At 64.1% G+C, this 17,651-nt stretch carries 15 protein-coding genes; 7 read left to right on the plus strand and 8 right to left on the minus strand.

Translation table 11 applies throughout. The features are described 5' to 3' along the window. Positions 1 to 25: 25 nt before the first annotated feature. The 4 genes from IPU70_RS13130 to IPU70_RS13145 form a co-directional block, all read right to left on the minus strand. Positions 26 to 475 (minus strand): MarR family transcriptional regulator, encoded by a 450-nt coding sequence (locus tag IPU70_RS13130; protein WP_207467849.1) that lies wholly within the window; start codon positions 473 to 475, stop codon positions 26 to 28. A gap of 67 nt (positions 476 to 542) precedes the next feature. Then, positions 543 to 1,352 carry an enoyl-CoA hydratase/isomerase family protein gene (locus IPU70_RS13135; RefSeq protein ID WP_207467850.1) on the minus strand — a complete coding sequence of 270 codons (810 nt, stop codon included), beginning with the start codon at positions 1,350 to 1,352 and terminating at the stop codon, positions 543 to 545. 96 nt (positions 1,353 to 1,448) lie between these two features. Next, positions 1,449 to 3,467 (minus strand): NADPH-dependent 2,4-dienoyl-CoA reductase, encoded by a 2,019-nt coding sequence (locus IPU70_RS13140; protein ID WP_207467851.1) that lies wholly within the window; start codon positions 3,465 to 3,467, stop codon positions 1,449 to 1,451. A 49-nt stretch (positions 3,468 to 3,516) separates the two neighbouring features. After that, positions 3,517 to 4,287 (minus strand): enoyl-CoA hydratase/isomerase family protein, encoded by a 771-nt coding sequence (locus IPU70_RS13145; RefSeq protein ID WP_207467852.1) that lies wholly within the window; start codon positions 4,285 to 4,287, stop codon positions 3,517 to 3,519. Between the two features lie 193 nt (positions 4,288 to 4,480). On the opposite strand from IPU70_RS13145, the gene IPU70_RS13150 reads away from it, so the two are divergent. The 6 genes from IPU70_RS13150 (at position 4,481) to IPU70_RS13175 (ending at position 10,430) form a co-directional block, all read left to right on the plus strand. Continuing rightward, positions 4,481 to 5,455, plus strand: a complete 975-nt coding sequence (locus IPU70_RS13150; RefSeq protein WP_207467853.1) for a tripartite tricarboxylate transporter substrate binding protein — start codon at positions 4,481 to 4,483, stop codon at positions 5,453 to 5,455. 201 nt (positions 5,456 to 5,656) lie between these two features. Then, positions 5,657 to 6,919: a CaiB/BaiF CoA-transferase family protein gene (locus tag IPU70_RS13155; protein WP_207467854.1), complete on the plus strand. Its 1,263-nt coding sequence runs from the start codon at positions 5,657 to 5,659 to the stop codon at positions 6,917 to 6,919. Then, on the plus strand, positions 6,895 to 8,049 hold the full coding sequence (locus IPU70_RS13160; protein WP_207467856.1) for an acyl-CoA dehydrogenase family protein: 1,155 nt from the start codon (positions 6,895 to 6,897) through the stop codon (positions 8,047 to 8,049). Before IPU70_RS13155 ends, IPU70_RS13160 begins: the two co-directional genes overlap by 25 nt. A 22-nt stretch (positions 8,050 to 8,071) precedes the next feature. Then, positions 8,072 to 8,545, plus strand: coding sequence for a MaoC family dehydratase N-terminal domain-containing protein (locus IPU70_RS13165; RefSeq protein WP_207467857.1), 474 nt, complete (start codon positions 8,072 to 8,074; stop codon positions 8,543 to 8,545). A gap of 20 nt (positions 8,546 to 8,565) precedes the next feature. Further along, positions 8,566 to 9,333 (plus strand): glucose 1-dehydrogenase, encoded by a 768-nt coding sequence (locus tag IPU70_RS13170; protein ID WP_207467858.1) that lies wholly within the window; start codon positions 8,566 to 8,568, stop codon positions 9,331 to 9,333. A gap of 62 nt (positions 9,334 to 9,395) precedes the next feature. After that, positions 9,396 to 10,430 carry a tripartite tricarboxylate transporter substrate binding protein gene (locus IPU70_RS13175; RefSeq protein ID WP_207468128.1) on the plus strand — a complete coding sequence of 345 codons (1,035 nt, stop codon included), beginning with the start codon at positions 9,396 to 9,398 and terminating at the stop codon, positions 10,428 to 10,430. 64 nt (positions 10,431 to 10,494) lie between these two features. Here the strand turns inward: IPU70_RS13175 and IPU70_RS13180 are convergent, their stop codons facing one another. Beyond that, positions 10,495 to 11,511: an acryloyl-CoA reductase gene (locus tag IPU70_RS13180; protein WP_207467859.1), complete on the minus strand. Its 1,017-nt coding sequence runs from the start codon at positions 11,509 to 11,511 to the stop codon at positions 10,495 to 10,497. Between the two features lie 126 nt (positions 11,512 to 11,637). Here IPU70_RS13180 and IPU70_RS13185 point away from each other — a divergent pair, with 126 nt between their 5' ends. Continuing rightward, a complete protein-coding gene (locus tag IPU70_RS13185) occupies positions 11,638 to 12,429 on the plus strand; it encodes an IclR family transcriptional regulator (RefSeq protein WP_207467860.1) in 792 nt (263 codons plus the stop codon). Here the strand turns inward: IPU70_RS13185 and IPU70_RS13190 are convergent. The 3 genes from IPU70_RS13190 to IPU70_RS13200 all read right to left on the minus strand — a co-directional run bounded on the left by IPU70_RS13190 (position 12,406) and on the right by IPU70_RS13200 (position 17,508). Then, positions 12,406 to 13,569: a CaiB/BaiF CoA-transferase family protein gene (locus IPU70_RS13190; RefSeq protein WP_305827151.1), complete on the minus strand. Its 1,164-nt coding sequence runs from the start codon at positions 13,567 to 13,569 to the stop codon at positions 12,406 to 12,408. The two genes, IPU70_RS13185 and IPU70_RS13190, sit on opposite strands and share 24 nt — an antisense overlap. Beyond that, the gene (locus tag IPU70_RS13195) at positions 13,569 to 14,030 is read right to left on the minus strand and encodes a PaaI family thioesterase (protein WP_207467862.1); all 462 of its coding nucleotides are present in this window, start codon (positions 14,028 to 14,030) and stop codon (positions 13,569 to 13,571) included. The genes IPU70_RS13190 and IPU70_RS13195 overlap by 1 nt, the downstream gene beginning before the upstream one ends. Before the next feature lie 184 nt (positions 14,031 to 14,214). After that, positions 14,215 to 17,508 carry a hybrid sensor histidine kinase/response regulator gene (locus tag IPU70_RS13200; protein WP_207467864.1) on the minus strand — a complete coding sequence of 1,098 codons (3,294 nt, stop codon included), beginning with the start codon at positions 17,506 to 17,508 and terminating at the stop codon, positions 14,215 to 14,217. Between the last annotated feature and the right edge of the window lie 143 nt (positions 17,509 to 17,651).

Here is a 17,651-nt window from a genome sequence, read left to right on the forward strand (position 1 = left end):
GGGTTTCCTATGCGATAGACAGGCGTCAGAGTTCTACCTCGGCGATGTCGTGCTGCAGCCGATTCAGGTAATGCAGGAAGGTCACGCTATCGTCGAATTGAAAGCTCTTCATCGCTTGCCGGTAAAACTCGTAGATGTTGGGCTGGATCTCGTCCCAGAAGCGCTGGCCGGCCGGCAACAGAATGACGACGCGCGCGCGCCGGTCATTCTTGTCGGGAACCCGGCGCACATGGCCTTCGCGTTCCAGGCGCTTGAGCACGCCGTCCAGGCTTTGCCGGCTGACCACGAGATAGTCGGCCAGTTCGCCGAAGGTCATGCCGTCTGCCGCCTGGGGTCGAGTCAGCGCGCCCAGCACGGCCCACTGCACGGTGCTGATGCCGAGCTCGTTGCTCGCTTGGCGCTGCAGGGAGTTGCCCAGTTGGAACAGACGGAAGAACAACCGATTGTGGATCTCGGCGCCTGATTTGTTTGCCACGATGTTGTCGCCCTTGCAACAGATGAATGAAAGCGAGATTACCTCATGGCCTTGCCGGGCACGCTTCCTAGAAGAGGGTTTCGACCGGGAACTGGGGCGGCCGCTTCTGCAGGAAGGCATCCATGCCCTCCTTGCCTTCCGGGCTGGCCATGCCGATGAACTCCATCGCCAGCGACGCGTCGAAGATCGGGCCGGCCTGCCGCAGCCAGTTGTTCAGCGCGTGCTTGGTCCAGCGGATGGCGCCAGGCGCGCCATCGGCCAGCCGGGATGCGAGCTCGACGGCTTTGGCTTCGACCTCCGAGTCGTCCAGCGCGAGAGAGATGAGATTCATGCGCTCGGCTTCTTCGCCCGTGAAGCTGTCCGCGGTGAGCAGATAGTATTTTGCCTTGGCCATGCCGCACAGCAGCGGCCAGATGATGGTGGCGTGGTCGCCGGCGGCCACGCCGATTTTCATGTGTCCGTCGGAGAAGCGGGCGTCCTTGGATGCGATGGAAATGTCGGCGAGGACCACGCACGCGAGGCCGGCGCCAACGGCCCAGCCGCGCGCTGCGCTCACGATGGGCTTGGAGCAATTGATCATGCCGTAGACGATGTCGCGCGCTTCCTTCATCGTCTGCATGCGGGTGTCGTAGTCGTCGGCGCCATGGCGTTCATGATTGAGATCGCCGCCGGCGGAGAAGGTGCGGCCTTCTCCGGTCAGCAGAATGGCCGAGACCGTGGGGTCGGCATCCACGTCCCGCCAGATCTGGGAAACTTCGCGGTGCATGGCTGCGTCCATGGCGCCCATCTTGAGCGGCGAGGCCAGGGTGATGCGCAGTACGCGGGGGTGCGGCCGGTCGAACTTGAGCCGGGTGTAGGAGGCATAACGGTCGTTCATGGTCGGCAATTCCTGTAGTGAGGGGATAAGAAGCCGCGGCGATAGCCGGCGGCGGAGTCGTGGCGGGAGGGATTCCCGCGAACAGCGAGATTTCGGTCAGAAGGCATGGGCCAGCCTCAGCGCCTCCTCGATGGCGCGCGCGGCATCGAGTTCAGCCGCGTGCCGCGCGCCTCCTATGGTTTCCACGCGCACGCCGGAGCCGGCCAGGGCCCGGCTCAGTTCGTCCTGCGCTATCTGGCCCGCGCATACGATGACGTCATCCACCGGAAGTATTTCCGTGACGCCATGACTGGAGTAGGTCAGGCCAAGGTCGTCGATGCGGTGATAGCTGGCGCCGGAAATCATCTGAACGCCAGCGCGCTTCAGGCGGGTCTTGAGGATCCAGCCGGTGCTTTTACCCAGGCGCGCGCCCGGCTTGTCGGGGCTGCGCTGCAGCATGTGGATGACCCGCCGCGGCGCGCGTGGCGAAATGTGCTTCATGCCGCCGGGGTTTTCCAAGGATGCGTCGATGCCCCAGTGCTGCCGGAACCGTTCGGGTGACAGCGATTCCTCTGTGTCGCCCAGGAGGAATTCCGCGATATCGAAGGCAATCCCCCCGGCGCCGATGAGGGCCACGCGAGCGCCGACGCGGCGACGTCCCGACAGGACTTCGTCGTAGAAGGCGACTTTCGGATGACCGATGCCGTCAATGTCGGGCAAGCGCGGCGTCACGCCCGTGGCCACGACGACGGCGTCATATCCTCCCGCTTGCAATTCTGCGGCAGTGACCCGGCAGCCCAGCGCGACGGTCACACCGAGTTCCGCGAGCCTCGCCTGGAAGTACCGCAGCGTTTCATTGAATTCGGTTTTTCCCGGTATGCGGCGGGCCAGGTTCAGCAAGCCGCCCAGGTCCTGTCCCGCCTCGTACAGCACAACCTTGTGGCCACGTTCGGCCGCGTAGACGGCGAAGGCCATGCCGGCGGCACCGCCGCCCGCCACCGCGATGTGGCGCGGCGTCGCGGCCCGGCCCGCCGGGTAGTCGAGTTCGCGCCCGGCGCGGGGGTTGACCAGACACGATGCTGCGCGCTCGGTGAAGATACGGTCCAGGCACGCCTGGTTGCAGGCGATACAGCTATTGATGAGGTCGGCGCGGCCCTGGCGCGTCTTGGCGGCGAATTCGGGATCGGCAAGCAGAGGCCTCGCCATTGACACGAAGTCGGCGGTGCCGCCAGTCAGCAGGCGCTCGCCGACTTCGGGCGTGCTGATGCGGTTGGAAGCAATGACGGGAATGGAAACCGCGCGCTTGATGTTGCGGACGGCGAACCCCCAGGCAGCTCGCGGGACGGACGCCGCAATAGTGGGGATGGACGACTCGTGCCAACCGACGCCAGTATTGAGCATGTCGACGCCGGCTTGCTGCAGGCGCTGCGCAAGCTGCGCGGTCTCGGCGCCCGTAAGCCCGTCTGGCACCAGGTCTATGGCCGAGATCCGGTAGATGAGCAGGAAGCGGGCGCCGACGGCGGCGCGCACGGCCGCTACGGATTCAATGGGAAAGCGGATGCGATTCTCGAAGCTGCCGCCGTAGGCGTCGCCGCGCAGGTTGGTGCATGGGCTCGTGAACTCATTGAGCAGATAGCCTTCGGAGCCCATGATCTCCACGCCGTCGTAGCCCGCCTCTTGGGCGAGCCGCGCGGTATGGGCTATCGCCTGCACGGTCTGAGCAATGCCTTCCGGCGTCAACGCGCGAGGCGTATGGCGATTGATGGGCGCGCGTAGCGCTGTGGGACCGACGCACAAGGGGTGCTTGGCATAGCGTCCAGCATGCAGGATCTGCAGCACGATCCTGCCGCCTTCCTCGTGCACGGCCCGCGTGATGGCCATATGCGGCGCCAACTGCTCCGGGTGCTCGAGCACGGGCGCGTCTTCCTCCATCCGGCCTGCCAGGTTCGGCGCGTATCCCCCGGTGAGTATCAGGCCGACTTCGCCGCGCGCGCGTTCACGGAAGAACTGCACCTGTCGTGCCAATGGCTTATCCAGGGTCTCGATTCGGGTGTGCATGGCGCCCATGATCATCCGGTTGCGCAAGGCGAGAAAGCCGAAGTCATAGGGTTCAAGCAGGTTGGGGTAGGTGTGCATGATTTGCCCGGATTTTCGGAAGGCTGGGGATGGGCGGGGCGGACGCGTGTCAGCTATCGGTGAACCGGGCAGGCCGCTTGGCCAGGAAGGCGGCCATGCCCTCGCTCGCGTCGTGCGACCGCACGCAGAGCGCGAACATGTCGGCTTCTATGGCCAGCCCAGGCGCCAGCGTGCCGTCCAGGCCGCGGCGCATGGCTTCGCGCGCCATGGCGGTCGCGACCTTGCTGTGCCTGATCATGGGTTCCAGGAAGGCGCGTCCCAAGTCCGCCGGATCGCCGCCGTCCATGATGCGGTTGATCAGGCCGATAAGCAGGGCTTCCTCGGCGTCGACGGCCCGGCCGGAGAGAATCAGTTCCGCCGCGCGGGCCTCGCCTATCAGGCGGGGCAGGCGTTGGGTGCCGCCATAACCAGGGATGAGGCCAAGCTTGACCTCGGGCAATGCCATCCTGGCCTCGGCCGTGGCGATGCGGAAGGTGCAGGCAAGCGCCAGTTCCAGTCCGCCGCCGAACGCAAATCCGTGTATGACCGCCACGCTGGGCAGGGCTGATTGCTGGATGCGATTGAAGAGGGCCTGCGCCTGGCCGAGGTTCGCGCGATGCGTAGCGGGCGCGCGGGCCTGGAGTTGCGCGATGTCCGCGCCGGCGCACAGCGCTTTGTCGCCCGCGCCGGTAAACACCATGGCGCGGCAGCCGCAAGCCTCCGCGTCGTCCACCGCTGTGCGCAGGTCGGCGAGCATTTGCTCGTTCAGTGCATTGAGGGCCTGCGGACGGTTCAGCTTGATCACGGCCACTTGATCGCGAAACTCTGTCGCAACGGTCATGTATGTCTCCAGTTTTGAATTTATATCAACATCATGATTTAAATGCGGAGCGGTTGTAAAGGAAAAATTGCCTTTTGCGAGATCACGAACATATAATTATGAACATCGTTCATATAAGTGAACGAAAGAGAAGACGCATGGCGACAGGCGGGAATGTGCCCGGTCTGGGAGCCGGCATGCGGAGGAGACAACCATGAAACTGTTGCGCACACTGGCGGCCGCGCTCGCCAGCAGTCTGATCCTTGGTACCGGTGCGGCTGGCGCTCAGCCGGCCTTTCCCGCCAAGCCCATCCGGGTAATCGTTCCGTTCGCGCCGGGCGGCGCTACTGACCAGGTAGCACGCCTGTTGGCCGCCCAGGTGTCGGGCGAACTGGGAGTGCCCGTGGTGGTTGAGAACCGTCCGGGAGCCAATGGCAATATCGGCGCCGAAGCCGTGGCCCAGGCGGCGCCCGACGGCTACACGCTCTTGCACAGCACATCCGCGCTGGGCTTCACGGCTGCATTCGGCCAGAAAGTCTCATACAACCTGGACAAGAATCTGGCCCCGGTTTCCTTGCTGATCGATCAGCCCTTGCTGGTAATGGCCAGCAACCTCCTGGGCGTGGCGAACGTGCAGGACCTGAAGGTCTATGCGCAGAAACATCCCGGCAAGCTGAATTACGGCTCGTCAGGCACGGGAAATTTGACGCATCTGGCCATGTTCGTGCTGCTGCAGGCGGCGGGAATCGAGGCTACGCACATTCCCTACAAAGGCGGGGCGGGGGCATTCCCCGACTTCATCGCCGGGCGTCTCGACCTGTTTGCAGACCCTATCAATTCGGCCTATCCCTACGTCCGGGACGGACGGGTCAAGGCGCTCGTGGTGACTGGCAAGGACCGGTCGCGCCTGCTGCCCGATGTGCCCACTGCGTCGGAGGCGATCCTGCCCGGCTTCCAGATGGGCGCCTGGCAAGCCTTGATGGCGCCTGCGGGAACGCCGCCGGAAGTCATCGCCCGCTTGAACCAGGCCTACGCGAAGGCGTTGAGCGACCCCAAGGTGAGCGCCCAATTGGCGGCGCAGGGGGCGGTGCCCAAGGCGACCTCGCCGCAGGAGTTCCGGAGCTTCCTGCAAGCCGAAATCGATCGCTGGAAAGAAGTGGTGCAAACCTCGGGCATTAAGCTGGATTGATGCCGCGCGCCGGTTGGTCGGGCTGAAGGAAATCATTCCCTGTTCTTGCCGTTTTGGCCCAGCAATACGCCCATATGTATCATGATATTGATATATATGGGCAGAAAAGAACCAGAATTTGATTGTCCATCAGCACCGTGGAATATAAAATAATAAACATCATTCATAAATATGAACGATTTTACATCTGAGGCTGGGCATATGGCAGGATCTCTCTCTCACTTGCGCGTGCTGGACCTGACCCGCGTGCTGGCCGGGCCCTGGTGCACGCAGATGCTGGCCGACCTGGGGGCCGATGTCATCAAGGTGGAGCGCCCGGTGCTGGGTGACGACACCCGACACTGGGGGCCGCCCTGGATTGAGAATGACGGCGGCGAGCGCGTGGGCGACTCGGCCTACTTCACGTCCGCCAATCGCAACAAGCGCTCCGTCGCCATCGACATCTCGACCGTGCAGGGGCAGGAACTGGTGCGCGAACTCGCGCGCCAGTGCGACGTGCTGGTGGAAAACTACAAGGTCGGGGACCTGGCCCGGTACGGTCTGTCGTACACCCACTTGCGCGAAGTGAATCCGCGCCTGGTCTATTGCTCCATCACAGGCTATGGGCAGGACGGGCCGTGCGCGCACTTGCCGGGCTACGACTTCATTTTCCAGGGCGAAGGCGGGCTGATGAGCATCACCGGCGAGCGCGACGACAAGCCGGGTGGCGGTCCGATGAAATCGGCCATTGCCGTCGCCGACGTGCTGACCGGCTTGAACGCCACCATAGGCATACTTTCGGCCATCGAGAGCCGGCACGCGACCGGCGTTGGCCAGCATATCGACGTCGCGCTGCTGGATACGGTCGTCAATTTCGGGGCCAACCAGATAGCCAGCTATTTCGCCAGTGGGGCGATTCCACGCCGCTGGGGCAACGAGCATCCTAACCTCGCGCCTTACCAAACCTTTCCCACGGCAGACGGGCACATCATCATTGGCTGCGGCAACGACGGCCAGTTCCGCAGATTGTGCGAACTGATAGGCATGCCTGAAATGCTCCGCGATCCGCGTTTCGCGGACATGCCCGGCCGCAACATCAACCGCGCCGCCCTGGTGGGCGCGTTGGAAGAGCTGTTCAGGACGCAGCCGTCCAGACATTGGCTGGCCCTGCTTGCCAACTCTGAAGTCCCGAACGGCTCCATCAACAACTATGCGCAGGTATTCGAGCATCCGCAGGTAATACATCGCGGCCTGCGCGTGGACATGCCTCACCCTGGGGGCACGACGGTGGGCATGGTCGCGAATCCGATCCGTTTGTCCGGCACGCCGGTGGAGTACCGGTATCCCCCTCCATTGCGCGGACAACATACCGCCGAGGTGCTCGCATCGCTGCTCAACAAGTCCGGCGCCGACATCGAGGCGCTGGAAGCAACACGAATCATCGAGATCAGGAACATCCCATGCACGACAGCCAATACGCTTTGAACGACGACCAGCTGCAGATACAGGATCTCATCAGGCGCGTGGCGCGAGAAAAGGTCGCGCCGCGAGCCAACGAGATCGACAGCAGCGCCGAGTATCCCCATGACATGTATGCCCTGCTCAAAGAGCTTGGACTGTTCACTCTCCCGTTCCCCGAGCAGTATGGCGGGGCGGGCAGCATGTTGTCGGCATGCCTGGCAATCGAAGAGTTCGGTCGCGTTTGCTACAACACCGCCTACCTGCTGCTGGTCCAGTGGGTGCCGTTCGGCGCCATCCTGCATGGCGGTACGGAGGAGCAGAAGGCGCGGCTGCTGCCCGGCCTGGCCAGTGGCGACCTGCGCGGCGCCTTCTCCACCACCGAGGCCCAAAGCGGTTCGGACGTCAGCGGCATCAAGACCCGCGCCGAGAAAGTCGACGGTGGCTTCCTGCTGAACGGCGCCAAGATCTGGTGCACCAATTCGGACATCGCGGACTTCATCCTGGTGGCGGCAAAGTACCGCGAAGACGGCAAAGACGGAATCAGCCTGTTCATCGTCGAGAGAGGTACGCCCGGCCTGCAGGTCGGGCGCAAGGAAGAAAAAATGGGCGCGCGCGGCGTGCCGTCCTGCCCATTGTTTCTCGATAACGTGCTTGTGCCAGACGCGAACATGCTGGGCGGTGGATTCAGGGCGGTAATGGAGGCGTTCAACGCCAGCCGTCCGCTGATCGGGGCGCGCGGCGTTGGCCTGGCCCAGGGCGCACTGGACCACGCAATCGAATTCGTCACCAATCGCACGGCATTCGGCCAACAAGTCAGTGAATTCCAGGGCGTGCGCTGGATGCTGGCCGACATGGCGATGCAGACTGAAGCCGCGCGCCAACTGGTCTACCGCGCTGCCTCGCTGGTGGATGGCGGCGCGCCGGCGGCGGCCCTGGCCCCGGTGGCGGCGATGGCGAAATGCTTTGCCAGCGACACGGCCATGAAGGTCGCGACCGATGCCGTGCAGCTGTTCGGTGCGGCGGGAATCTCGTCGGAGTATCCGATCAACCGCTATTTCAGGGATGCCAAGGTGTTGCAGATCATCGAGGGCACCAACCAGATCCAACGCAACATCATTTCTAACAGTCTGTTGGGCCGTCCAGCCCGCAAGTAAAGACACACACAAGGAGACCGCGATGAACCGCGAAGAGATCGAAACCGTAGGCCTGGGCATGTACTTCGAAGACCTGCCGGTCGGACGCAAGTTCAAGACGCTGGGACGCACTATCCAGGATGCGGACGTATGCGCCTTCATCAACTGCATACATATGACCGAGGTGTTGTTCACCGACATGGAATTCGTCAAGAACGAATCCGACATCAAGGGCCGCTTCGCGCCTGGATCGTTCGTGTATGGCATCTCGGAAGGGTTGTTGACTCAATCGACCATGCAGAAGACGGGCTACGCCTTTCTGAACATGGAACTGGATATGAAAGGCCCGGCTTTCGTCGGCGACACCATCCACGTCGAGTGCGAGGTGATAGAAGCGCGCCTGTCCAACAGCCGCCCGGGGCGGGGCCTGGTGCGTACCTTCAACAAAGTGGTCAAGCAGGATGGCACGGTCGTTATGACTTACACCCCCCTGCGCATGATCAAGTGCCGTAACTAAGACTAGCCAGGAGATAAACCATGAAGGGCCTGAAAGAAAAGGTTGTGATCGTCACGGGCGGCAGCGGAGGCATCGGTGCCGCGCTGTGCGAACGCTTTGCCGAGGAAGGCGCCAAGGTCGCCATATTCGACTTGAACGCCGAAGGGGCGGAGCAGGTCGCCGCGCGCCTCCGGGAAAAAGGCGGCCAGGCATCCGCGTATCGCGTGGACATCACCGACTACGCCGGAATCGTCGCCGCCGTCGCTCGGGTCGAGGGCGAGCAGGGCCCGGTCGATGTGCTGGTCAACAATGCGGGCTGGGACCATGCCGCGCGGTTCCTCGATACGGACCCGGAACTGTGGGACAAGATCATCAACATCAATCTGAAGGGCCCCATCAACCTGCATCACGCGGTGCTCAAGGGCATGGTCGTCCGCGGCAAGGGGCGCATCGTCAATATCGCGTCCGACGCCGGCCGCGTCGGTTCTTCCGGAGAATCGGTGTATTCGGCCTGCAAGGGCGGGATCATTGCGTTCACCAAGACCATGGCGCGCGAGGTTGCGCGCAAGCAGATCAACGTCAATGTGGTCTGCCCGGGTCCGACTGACACTCCGCTCTTCCGTGATTTCGCTGGCGAAGGCGAAAGCGGCGCCAAGCTGCGTAACGCGCTGGAGAAGGCCATCCCGTTCGGTCGGCTTGGCCAGCCCGGCGATGTGGTTGGCGCGGTGTGTTTCATGGCGTCGGACGACGCGGCATTCATCACCGGCCAGGTTGTTTCGGTGTCGGGCGGATTGACCATGGCGGGCTAGATTCCGCCAGCAAAACAGGGCGCGCAGCGCCCATGGCCGAAAGGCAGGAACAGGAGACAAGCATGATTCACTGCAAGCAATCCCGCAGGGCGGCCGGCGGCCGCCGTCGCGGATACGCATGGCTGGCCGGCGTCACGGGCTCGGCTGTTCTGGCGATCGTGACGGGCATGGCGGCGCCCGACGCCATGGCCCAGGAAAACTATCCTTCCAAACCCATCAAGGTCGTTCTGGGATTTTCCGCCGGCGGGGGGACCGATGCGATCGCGCGCGCGCTGGCGAAACACATGGCTGCCACGCTGGGTGCGAACGTGTTGATCGATAACAAGCCCGGCGCCAACGGCAACATTGCTGCCGAGGAAGTCAGCCGGGCGGCGGGCGACGGCTATACCTTGCTGTACAACACCTCATCCATTGCGTCGAGTCCCGCGCTTTACAGCAAACGGCTGTCCTACGACGTGAGCAAGGACCTTGTGCCAGTCGCGCTCACGGCCAGCCTGCCGATTGTGCTGGTGGTGCCGGCAAAGTCGCCATTCAAGACCGTGGAGGAGCTGGTGGCCTACGCCAAGGCGAATCCCGGGAAGCTCAACTACGCGTCGGCGGGCAACGGCAATGTGACTCATCTGGCCGCGCTGTCGTTCGAGGATGCCGTTGGCATCAAGGGCATGCATATCCCTTACAAGGGCGAGGCGCCCGCTCTGGTCGACCTGATGGCTGGCATGGTTGATTATTACTTCGCGACTTCGGCGGGCGCCATTCCCGCAGTCAAGTCGGGACGCCTGAAGGCGCTGGCGGTTGCGACGAAGGCGCCGCTGGATACCCTGCCGGATGTGCCCACGTTGGATGCAACGGTGGCCAAAGGCCTGGAGATGTCGGCATGGTCCGGGGTGATGGCGCCAGCCGCAACGCCGCCGGCTATCGTCGTCAAACTCAATGGCGCAATTGAAAAGGCCTTGGCGGACAAGGAAGTGCAGGCGTATTTCGCCAACCAGAGCGCGCAGGCCTCGTCGTCCACACCTCAGGAGTATGGAGCGTTCCTGAACAAGGAGATTGACGCCTTGGCCAAGGTCATCAAGAAGGCCGGCGTAACGCTGGATTGACGTCAGGCCAATTGCAGCGGGCCGCAACGCACTGGACGTTGCGGCCTGCGGTCGTTACCGGAGATCAGGCCGGAAATGCCACGATGGTCCTACCCCAGGATCGACCGTCCAGCATGCGCTGAAGTTGTTGGGCAAGCTCATCGAGCGTAATGGTCTTCACCTGTTCCAGCGTGTGCTGCGGTCTGAGGTCGCCAGCGAGGCGAGCCCAAAGCTCGGCTTCCAGATCCAGGTAGTAGGTCAGGTTGACACCGATGAGGCGCACACCGCGCAGGATGAAGGGCAGCACGCTGGTGGACAATTCGTTGCCGGCCACGTTGCCGAAACTCGCCACGCATCCCCGCGGCATGGTGGACCGGAGCATCAGGTCCAGCGGCTTGCCTCCCAGGGCATCCAGCGCGCCAGCCCAACGGGCCGGCTCCAGCGGCCTGCCTTGGTCGACCAGATCCGTGGCGCCTAGAACGGCCTGGGCCCCCAGGGCTTGCAGATAGGCCGCGCGGCCAGGCTTGGCGCTGACCGCTGCGACCCGATATTGCAGCCGCGCCAGCATTTCGATGGCCATGCTCGAGACAGCGCCGGTCGCGCCATTGACAAGGATTTCGCCCCGTTCGGGCTGGCAGCGGGCCTCCTGCAGCAGGTGGACAGCGAGCGCGGCGGTATAACCGGCGATCCCGAGCGTGGCGGCGTCGCGCAATGCGAGCCCGCCGGGTAGCTTGATGACCCAGTCCGCGGGGACACGCAAGTACTCCGAGAATCCGCCGTCGTGGTCCACGCCGAAGCCCCGTCCAAGCACGGCGACTTCATCCCCTTCACGGAACCTGCGGTCGCCGGATGCCACGATCCATCCCGAGGCGTCACTGCCCGCGACGCGCGGGAACTTCCGGATGACGTTGCCGTGCTCGGTCGTGGCCAGCGCATCCTTGTAATTGACGCCGGCGTACGCCGTGCGTATGACCACATCCCCCGGCGATAGATCGGCCAGGGCCAGGCACGCTAGGCCGGAGGTCATTGGGCCGTCGCGCCGGATCTGGTATGCGCGGAATGCGCCTTGGCCTGGCGCGCAGCCCTTGGGTGCTGATTGCATTGGGGTCTCCTTGTTCTTGCTGCTTTTTGATCATTGCGCCGGTTCAAGTGGCGCCGTTTTTACAGGTATCATTCGAGAATATGAACGCAGTGCATACACATTGCTCCAGGCTGATCTGACCCATTCATGAAAACCCGATCCGAAACGAGTCCCGCCACTTCCGAGCCCCGTTCCCTGCTGCGGATTCTCGGCATCTTTGAGGTGCTGGCGCGCGGTGCAGGTGGCGCCACGCTCGCGGAACTGAGCAGCGAACTCGAGGCGCCCAAGAGCAGCCTGCTCTTGTTGTTGCGGCCCTTGGTGGCCCATAAGTACCTGATGCATGCGGCCGGACGCTACGAACTGGGGCCATCCATCTTCCAGTTGTCGGCCGAGGTGCTGGCCAGCGCGGGTGTCACCAAGATCCTGCGGCCCTATGTCGAGGAGCTGGCGGCGCGTTGTGAGGAAAGCGTGTTCCTGGCGCTGATCGACAAGGAAGCGAAAACGGTTACCTATATCGATGGCATCGATAGCAAGCAGCCGGTCCGGTACTCGGTGCCGATCGGCACGAAGCGGCCGTTGCACGTGTCGGCCGCGGGCAAGCTGCTGTTCGCGTTTCAGGACCAGGCTTGGCAAAAGAAATACCTCAAGACTGCAAAACTCAAGTCCATGACTGGCAAGCCTCTGCCGGACAAGGAGGCTTTCGAGTCCCAGCTGCAGGAAATACGTGCTAGCGGAATTGCGGTGAGCATGGGTGAAGCGGTTGCAGGCGCGTCTGGCATCGCCGCGCCGATCGTCAAGGCTGACGGCACGGCCAGCTACGCCTTGATGATTGCGGCGCCCAGCGACCGTTTCGTGCAGTCGCTGCCGGCCTTGCGGCAGTTGCTGCAGGAAGTGGCCGCGGATGCGTCCGCAACCTTACGGCATATGCCCGGCAACTGAGGCCCCCTCCAGCTGACTACGCCATTGCGTCTGTTCGGTGGGCGATAACCATCCCGCCAGCGCCACGTCCATCGTGCTGGCGCTGGCGGCCTCGGGCGGCGTCGGCTTTTCCGGGGCCGTGCGCGAGAAGCGCGGGGCAGGCGCCGGCTGCATGACGCCGTCGACCTCGATCAAGACCTCCCGCTCCCGCATATGAGGGTGCTCGGCGGCCTGGTCCAGCGATAGCACCGGTGCGACGCATACGTCCGTCGTACCGAGCAGTTCGCACCACTGCGCCTGCGTCTTCTTCCTGAAGGCGTCGGCGAAGATGGACCTGGCTAGCGGCCATCCGTCGCGGTCGGCTTGGCGGCCGAGTGATTCACGGTCCAGGCCCATGAGTTCGAGCAGCTTGTCGTGGAACTTGCGTTCCAGCGGCGCGACGGAAATCCACCTACCATCGGCGCACTCGTAGACGTCATAGAAATAAGCGCCTGAATCCAGCATGTTGTGGCCACGCTTGTCGTTCCAAAGCCCGGCCGCATGCAGGCCGTACAGGGAGGTCGCGAGCGATGCCGTGCCGTCCACGATGGCGGCATCGACGACCTGCCCCTGTCCTGACCGGACCGCTTCGATGATGGCGGCGAGTACGCCCAGGGCCAGGTACAACGCGCCGCCGCCGAAGTCTCCCACCAGATTCAGGGGCGGGGTCGGAGGCTGGCCTTCGCGGCCCATGGCGTGCAACACGCCGGTCAGACCGATGTAATTGAGATCATGGCCGGCCACCTGGGCCAGCGGCCCGGTCTGGCCCCAACCCGTCATCCGGCCGTAGACCAGACGCGGATTGCGAGTCAGGCAGGAGTCGGGCCCCAGTCCCAGGCGTTCCATCACACCGGGCCGGAAGCCCTCGAGCAAGGCGTCGGCGCTTTCGACGAGACGCAGCACCAGGTCCCGTGCCGTGGCGCTCTTGAGGTCCAGGGCGATGGCTTTGCGGTTGCGTAACAGCAAGTTGAACCTGAGCGGGCGCTCGATGCCCAGCGATGGGGGTTCCGGCCGGTCTATGCGCAGCACGGTAGCGCCCAGGTCCGCGAGCAGCATTGCGGTCATCGGGCAGGGACCTATGCCCGCGAACTCGATGACCTTGATTCCCTTGAGCGGACCCATCATGCCTCTCCCTGACTGGCCGGGGTTGTCTCGCCGCCGGGCGCCGCGCCGACAGGCGCCGGCACGAGGTAGAGCGCGCGGCCGCTGGCGATGAGATTGCCCTCCGCGTCCAGCACGCGGGCATGCGCCGTCGCGAAACGTCTGCCCAGGTGTATGACCTGGCCTTCGGCCCGCAGGTCGCCGGGCTTGGCCATGCGGTGGAAGTCCACATGCATGTCGATCGTGGGGACGGCAACACCCACTTTCAGGGCGACCGCATAGTCGCCGGCGGCATCGATCAGCGTCGCAAGTATGCCGCCATGTGTCGAGCGGATGTCCGGGTTCGAAATGAGTTCCTCGCGCCAGCGGATGCCGAGCGTGATGCCGTCGTCATCGGCTCGCAGTACGGACATGCCCAACCATCGGTTCAAGGGACTGCGGTTGACGATGCGGCTTGCCTCGGTGAATGCGGTGGGACTCATAAGGCCTCATGTGGCTGTTCTGCCTGGCGGCCTTCGGCCGCGTTAGTCAGAGTGCTGATTGTTCACTATTATGAACGTCATTCATAAATATACTGGCGGGGAAAATGGAGTGTCAAGGCCGGAAATCCCGAGCCTTGCGTACCGGCGTCCGGCATCGCCTGAGCGCGCGGTGCGGAAAGGACGTTCATGCCTGTTCCGTAGGCCGCTGGCCGTCGGCTGTCTCGACGGCGTTCTTCACGGCTGCGAGCACATCGTCGCAGATGCCCGATACCGCCTCCGCCGAGCCGCGGACTGCCAACTGGTTCAGGCGCGCATCGAGCTGGGCGCATTGCGCGGCCAGCGCAGGCAGGCGGAAGATGGCCAGCATGCCGCGCAAGGCGTGCAGTTCGCCGCGCAGGCTGTCGCTATCCTCATCCCTGGCGGCTCGCTTGATGGTGTCCAGGGACTGTGCGCAGGATTGCTCGAAGGTGCGCAGCAACGCGGGTGGAAAGGCGCGTCCGCCGGTCAAGGCCTGCGGGCCGCCGGAAGTGGTCGTGGACCGCTGCAAGCCGGGCGCGGCTTGTCCGCACACGTCCAGCAAGGCGAGTTCGAGTTCGGCTAGCGGCAGAGGCTTGGTCAGCACCAGTGCGATGCCGGCTTCGGCACTGCGCTGCCGCTCGTGTTCGGTCACGCAGGCGGTGGCGGCTATGACGGGCATGTCTGGCCGGATAGAGCGGGCTTGGCGGGCCAGCGCATAGCCGTCCATGCCGGGCATCGCCAGATCGGTCACCAGCACGTCATAGCGGCGCGATGCCAGCAGCGCGCAAGCCTGCGCGCCGCCCTCCGCCAGATCGACTTCGCAGCCCAGCAGTTTGAACTGCTCTTCGAACAGGCCGCGATTGGCGGCGTTGTCTTCGGCCACCAGTACCCGCAACGAGCGTCCTGGATGCGGCGGCGCCGGTGCCGCCGCAGGCGTCGCCGTGGCCAGGGGTGTATCTTGCAGTGCGTGCCGCAGGGCCCAGGCCAGGCCCTGCAGTCGGTACATGGACACGCTGAGTTTGCGCCCTGTGTCCTGCGGCGTGGCAGGTCCCAGCATGCCGCAGTCGATCACCCACGAAGACTGGTCCAGCAGTCTGTCTTCGTCCTGGGGGTGCCAGTCCGCTTTGTTCCCCCAGATGATGAGGACCGTCGCTTCGTTCAGCGCGTCCGCGTCCAGCTCGGACGGGTGGCGGCGGGCGTGGACGCGCAGTCCCCAGGTGCGCAGGACGGTTTCCAGATGGTGGCGGCAGTTGTCGCGCGCAGCCAGCAGCAACACCTGTTCGCCGGCGAACCATGGCCTGTCGTTTTCACTGGCATCGATACCTGGTTGCAGGGTGAACGCAAACAGGCTGCCGCCTCCAGGTTCGCTGCGCACCGACAGGGAGCCGCCCATCGCGTCCACCAGCCGGCAGCACAAGGTCAGTCCCAGGCCGGTACCGCCGTAGCGTCTGCCTATGGTCGCGTCGCCCTGGCTGAAGGCGCGGAAAACACTCTGCGTCTGTTCTTCGGTCATGCCTATGCCGGTGTCCTCGACCTCGATGGCGATGCCGGCCGAGTCGGTCCGGACGCGCAGTACGACCTTGCCCTGGTCGGTGAACTTGATGGCATTGGAGAGCAGGTTGTGGATTACCTGTTCCAACCGGGTGGCGTCTCCTTGCATGGGGATCTGCAGGGCGGAACCCAGGTCGCCCAGCAAGTCCAATCCCTTGGCTTGGGCCTGGGGTGCGAACATGGACAAGGCGCGCGATGCGATTTCGGTCAGGTCGAACTCGGTGCGTTCCAGGGAGAGTTCGCCGGCCTCGATCTTGGAGAAGTCCAGGACATCGCTGATCGTGGCGAGCAGCAGGCCGGACGACGCACGCACCGTTTCGAGCCGGGTGCGTTGAGCGGGAGCCAGGGCCGAGCGGGAAAGCAGTTCCAGGTGGCCCAGGATGGCATGCAGCGGCGTACGGATCTCGTGGCTCATCGCGGCCAGGAAGGCCGACTTGGCGGCATTGCCGCGGTCGGCGGCGGCCTTCGCCTCGCGCAGGCGCTGCGCCAGCAGGTATTTTTCGGTGACGTCGATGAACGCGGCCACAACGACGTTCGAGCCCCGGTAGCGCGCGCCCGCCATGCTGACCGACAGGGTGATGGGATGGCCGTCGCGGGCCACGAACGAGAGCTCTTCCTCAATCACATCCGTGTCGCGCTTGCCGGCAGCCTCGCCCGCGCGGCGCCGGTAGCGGTTGGCGAGTTCCGCCGACAGGCTGAATTTCCCCGCACCTACCCGCGAGGTCATTTTCTCCATGGTCGGGCTGTGCAGCAGCGGACTGCCGCTGGCGGCGTCTATCAGGCCCAGACCGACGGGTGCGGTTTCGATAAGCGTACGGTTGAGATGCTCGCTTTCCAACGCCAGCCTGGAGCGGTCCATCAGCGGCCGTACTACCCGCAATTCGAAATAAAGGAGCAAAGCCCATATGAGCGCCAGCGTCGCCGCCGTCGTGGCGGTGGCCGTGGTCAGCTGCGCGCCTATCGCGGCGACTATGCTGCTCCAATCCATGGTGAAAACCAGCATCCAACCCGTATGGCCCAGGCCCTCTGAAATCGAAAACTGTCCCGAGCGGGTTCTTTCCTGGCGCGCTCCGGCTGGAAAGACGGCGAGATCGGCGGCAGACGTCGCGTTCTGTATGGCGTCGGATTCCGGCTCCTGCATCGCGGCGATGAGTTGGCCGCCTGCGGACATGATGGCGAAATCGCCTGCCAGCCGATTCGCCGCTTGCGATGCGCCGGGTCGCAAGGGCGGATACTCCGACACCAGCACGGCGACGGGCACACCCTTCTCCAGGATGGTTCCGCCGATGCGGAGTACCTGCTTGCCCGTGATCGGATTGGCGGAGGGAGGGATCCAGCGCAAGGCGCGCCAGGTATCCGTGCCCGCGTCCGTGGCGATCAGCATGCGGCGGCTGATTTCGCCGGTCAGCAGCGCCAGATACCGGTCGCGGTCCACCAGGATCCTGTCGCGGATGGCCTCTTCGGGAGCGGGTACGATGCCGGCGATGCTGCCGTTGACACCAAAGAAGAAGGACGCCGCCGCCCGCTCGCGGACTGCGGCGGCGCCAGATGGCATGCGGCCGATCTGTTCAGCTACGCCCAAGAACTTGCCTATTGCCGTATTCGCGACACGGCCGCTGCCCGACCCGAGTATCCACCGCGACCGGGAGTCCTGGTCAGACTCCAGCAACAGCTCCTCCCCTTGGCTGCGGTACTTCTGGATCTGTTCGGCGTCGAAAGATCCTGCTTCCCGCCACATCAGCTCCGCGCCCGCAAGTGCGATCAGGAAAGCGTTCTCGCGCGTGTGGATTTCTCTCATGAGCACCGCGTGTTCGGCCATGAAGGACTGGCGGACATACTCCAGGTGCTTGTCGGCAGTGGACTTCGCTTCCAGGCCGAAAGTCAGCAGCACTGCAGCGGTTATCAGCATGCCTGCGCCCAGGCTCTGCCAGCGCTGATAGCGGCGAAAGCGCGTCACTGTGTCGAGCCGGGAGGGGCTCAGGCGGTAGCGAAAGCGGATCACGGGATGTGTGGGGGAAGCGGATCGGCACCGATATGCCACGACGGACATGC

This window comes from Achromobacter sp. SD115 (genome assembly GCF_017355315.1).
GTDB classification, from domain to species: domain Bacteria; phylum Pseudomonadota; class Gammaproteobacteria; order Burkholderiales; family Burkholderiaceae_B; genus Achromobacter; species Achromobacter xylosoxidans_B.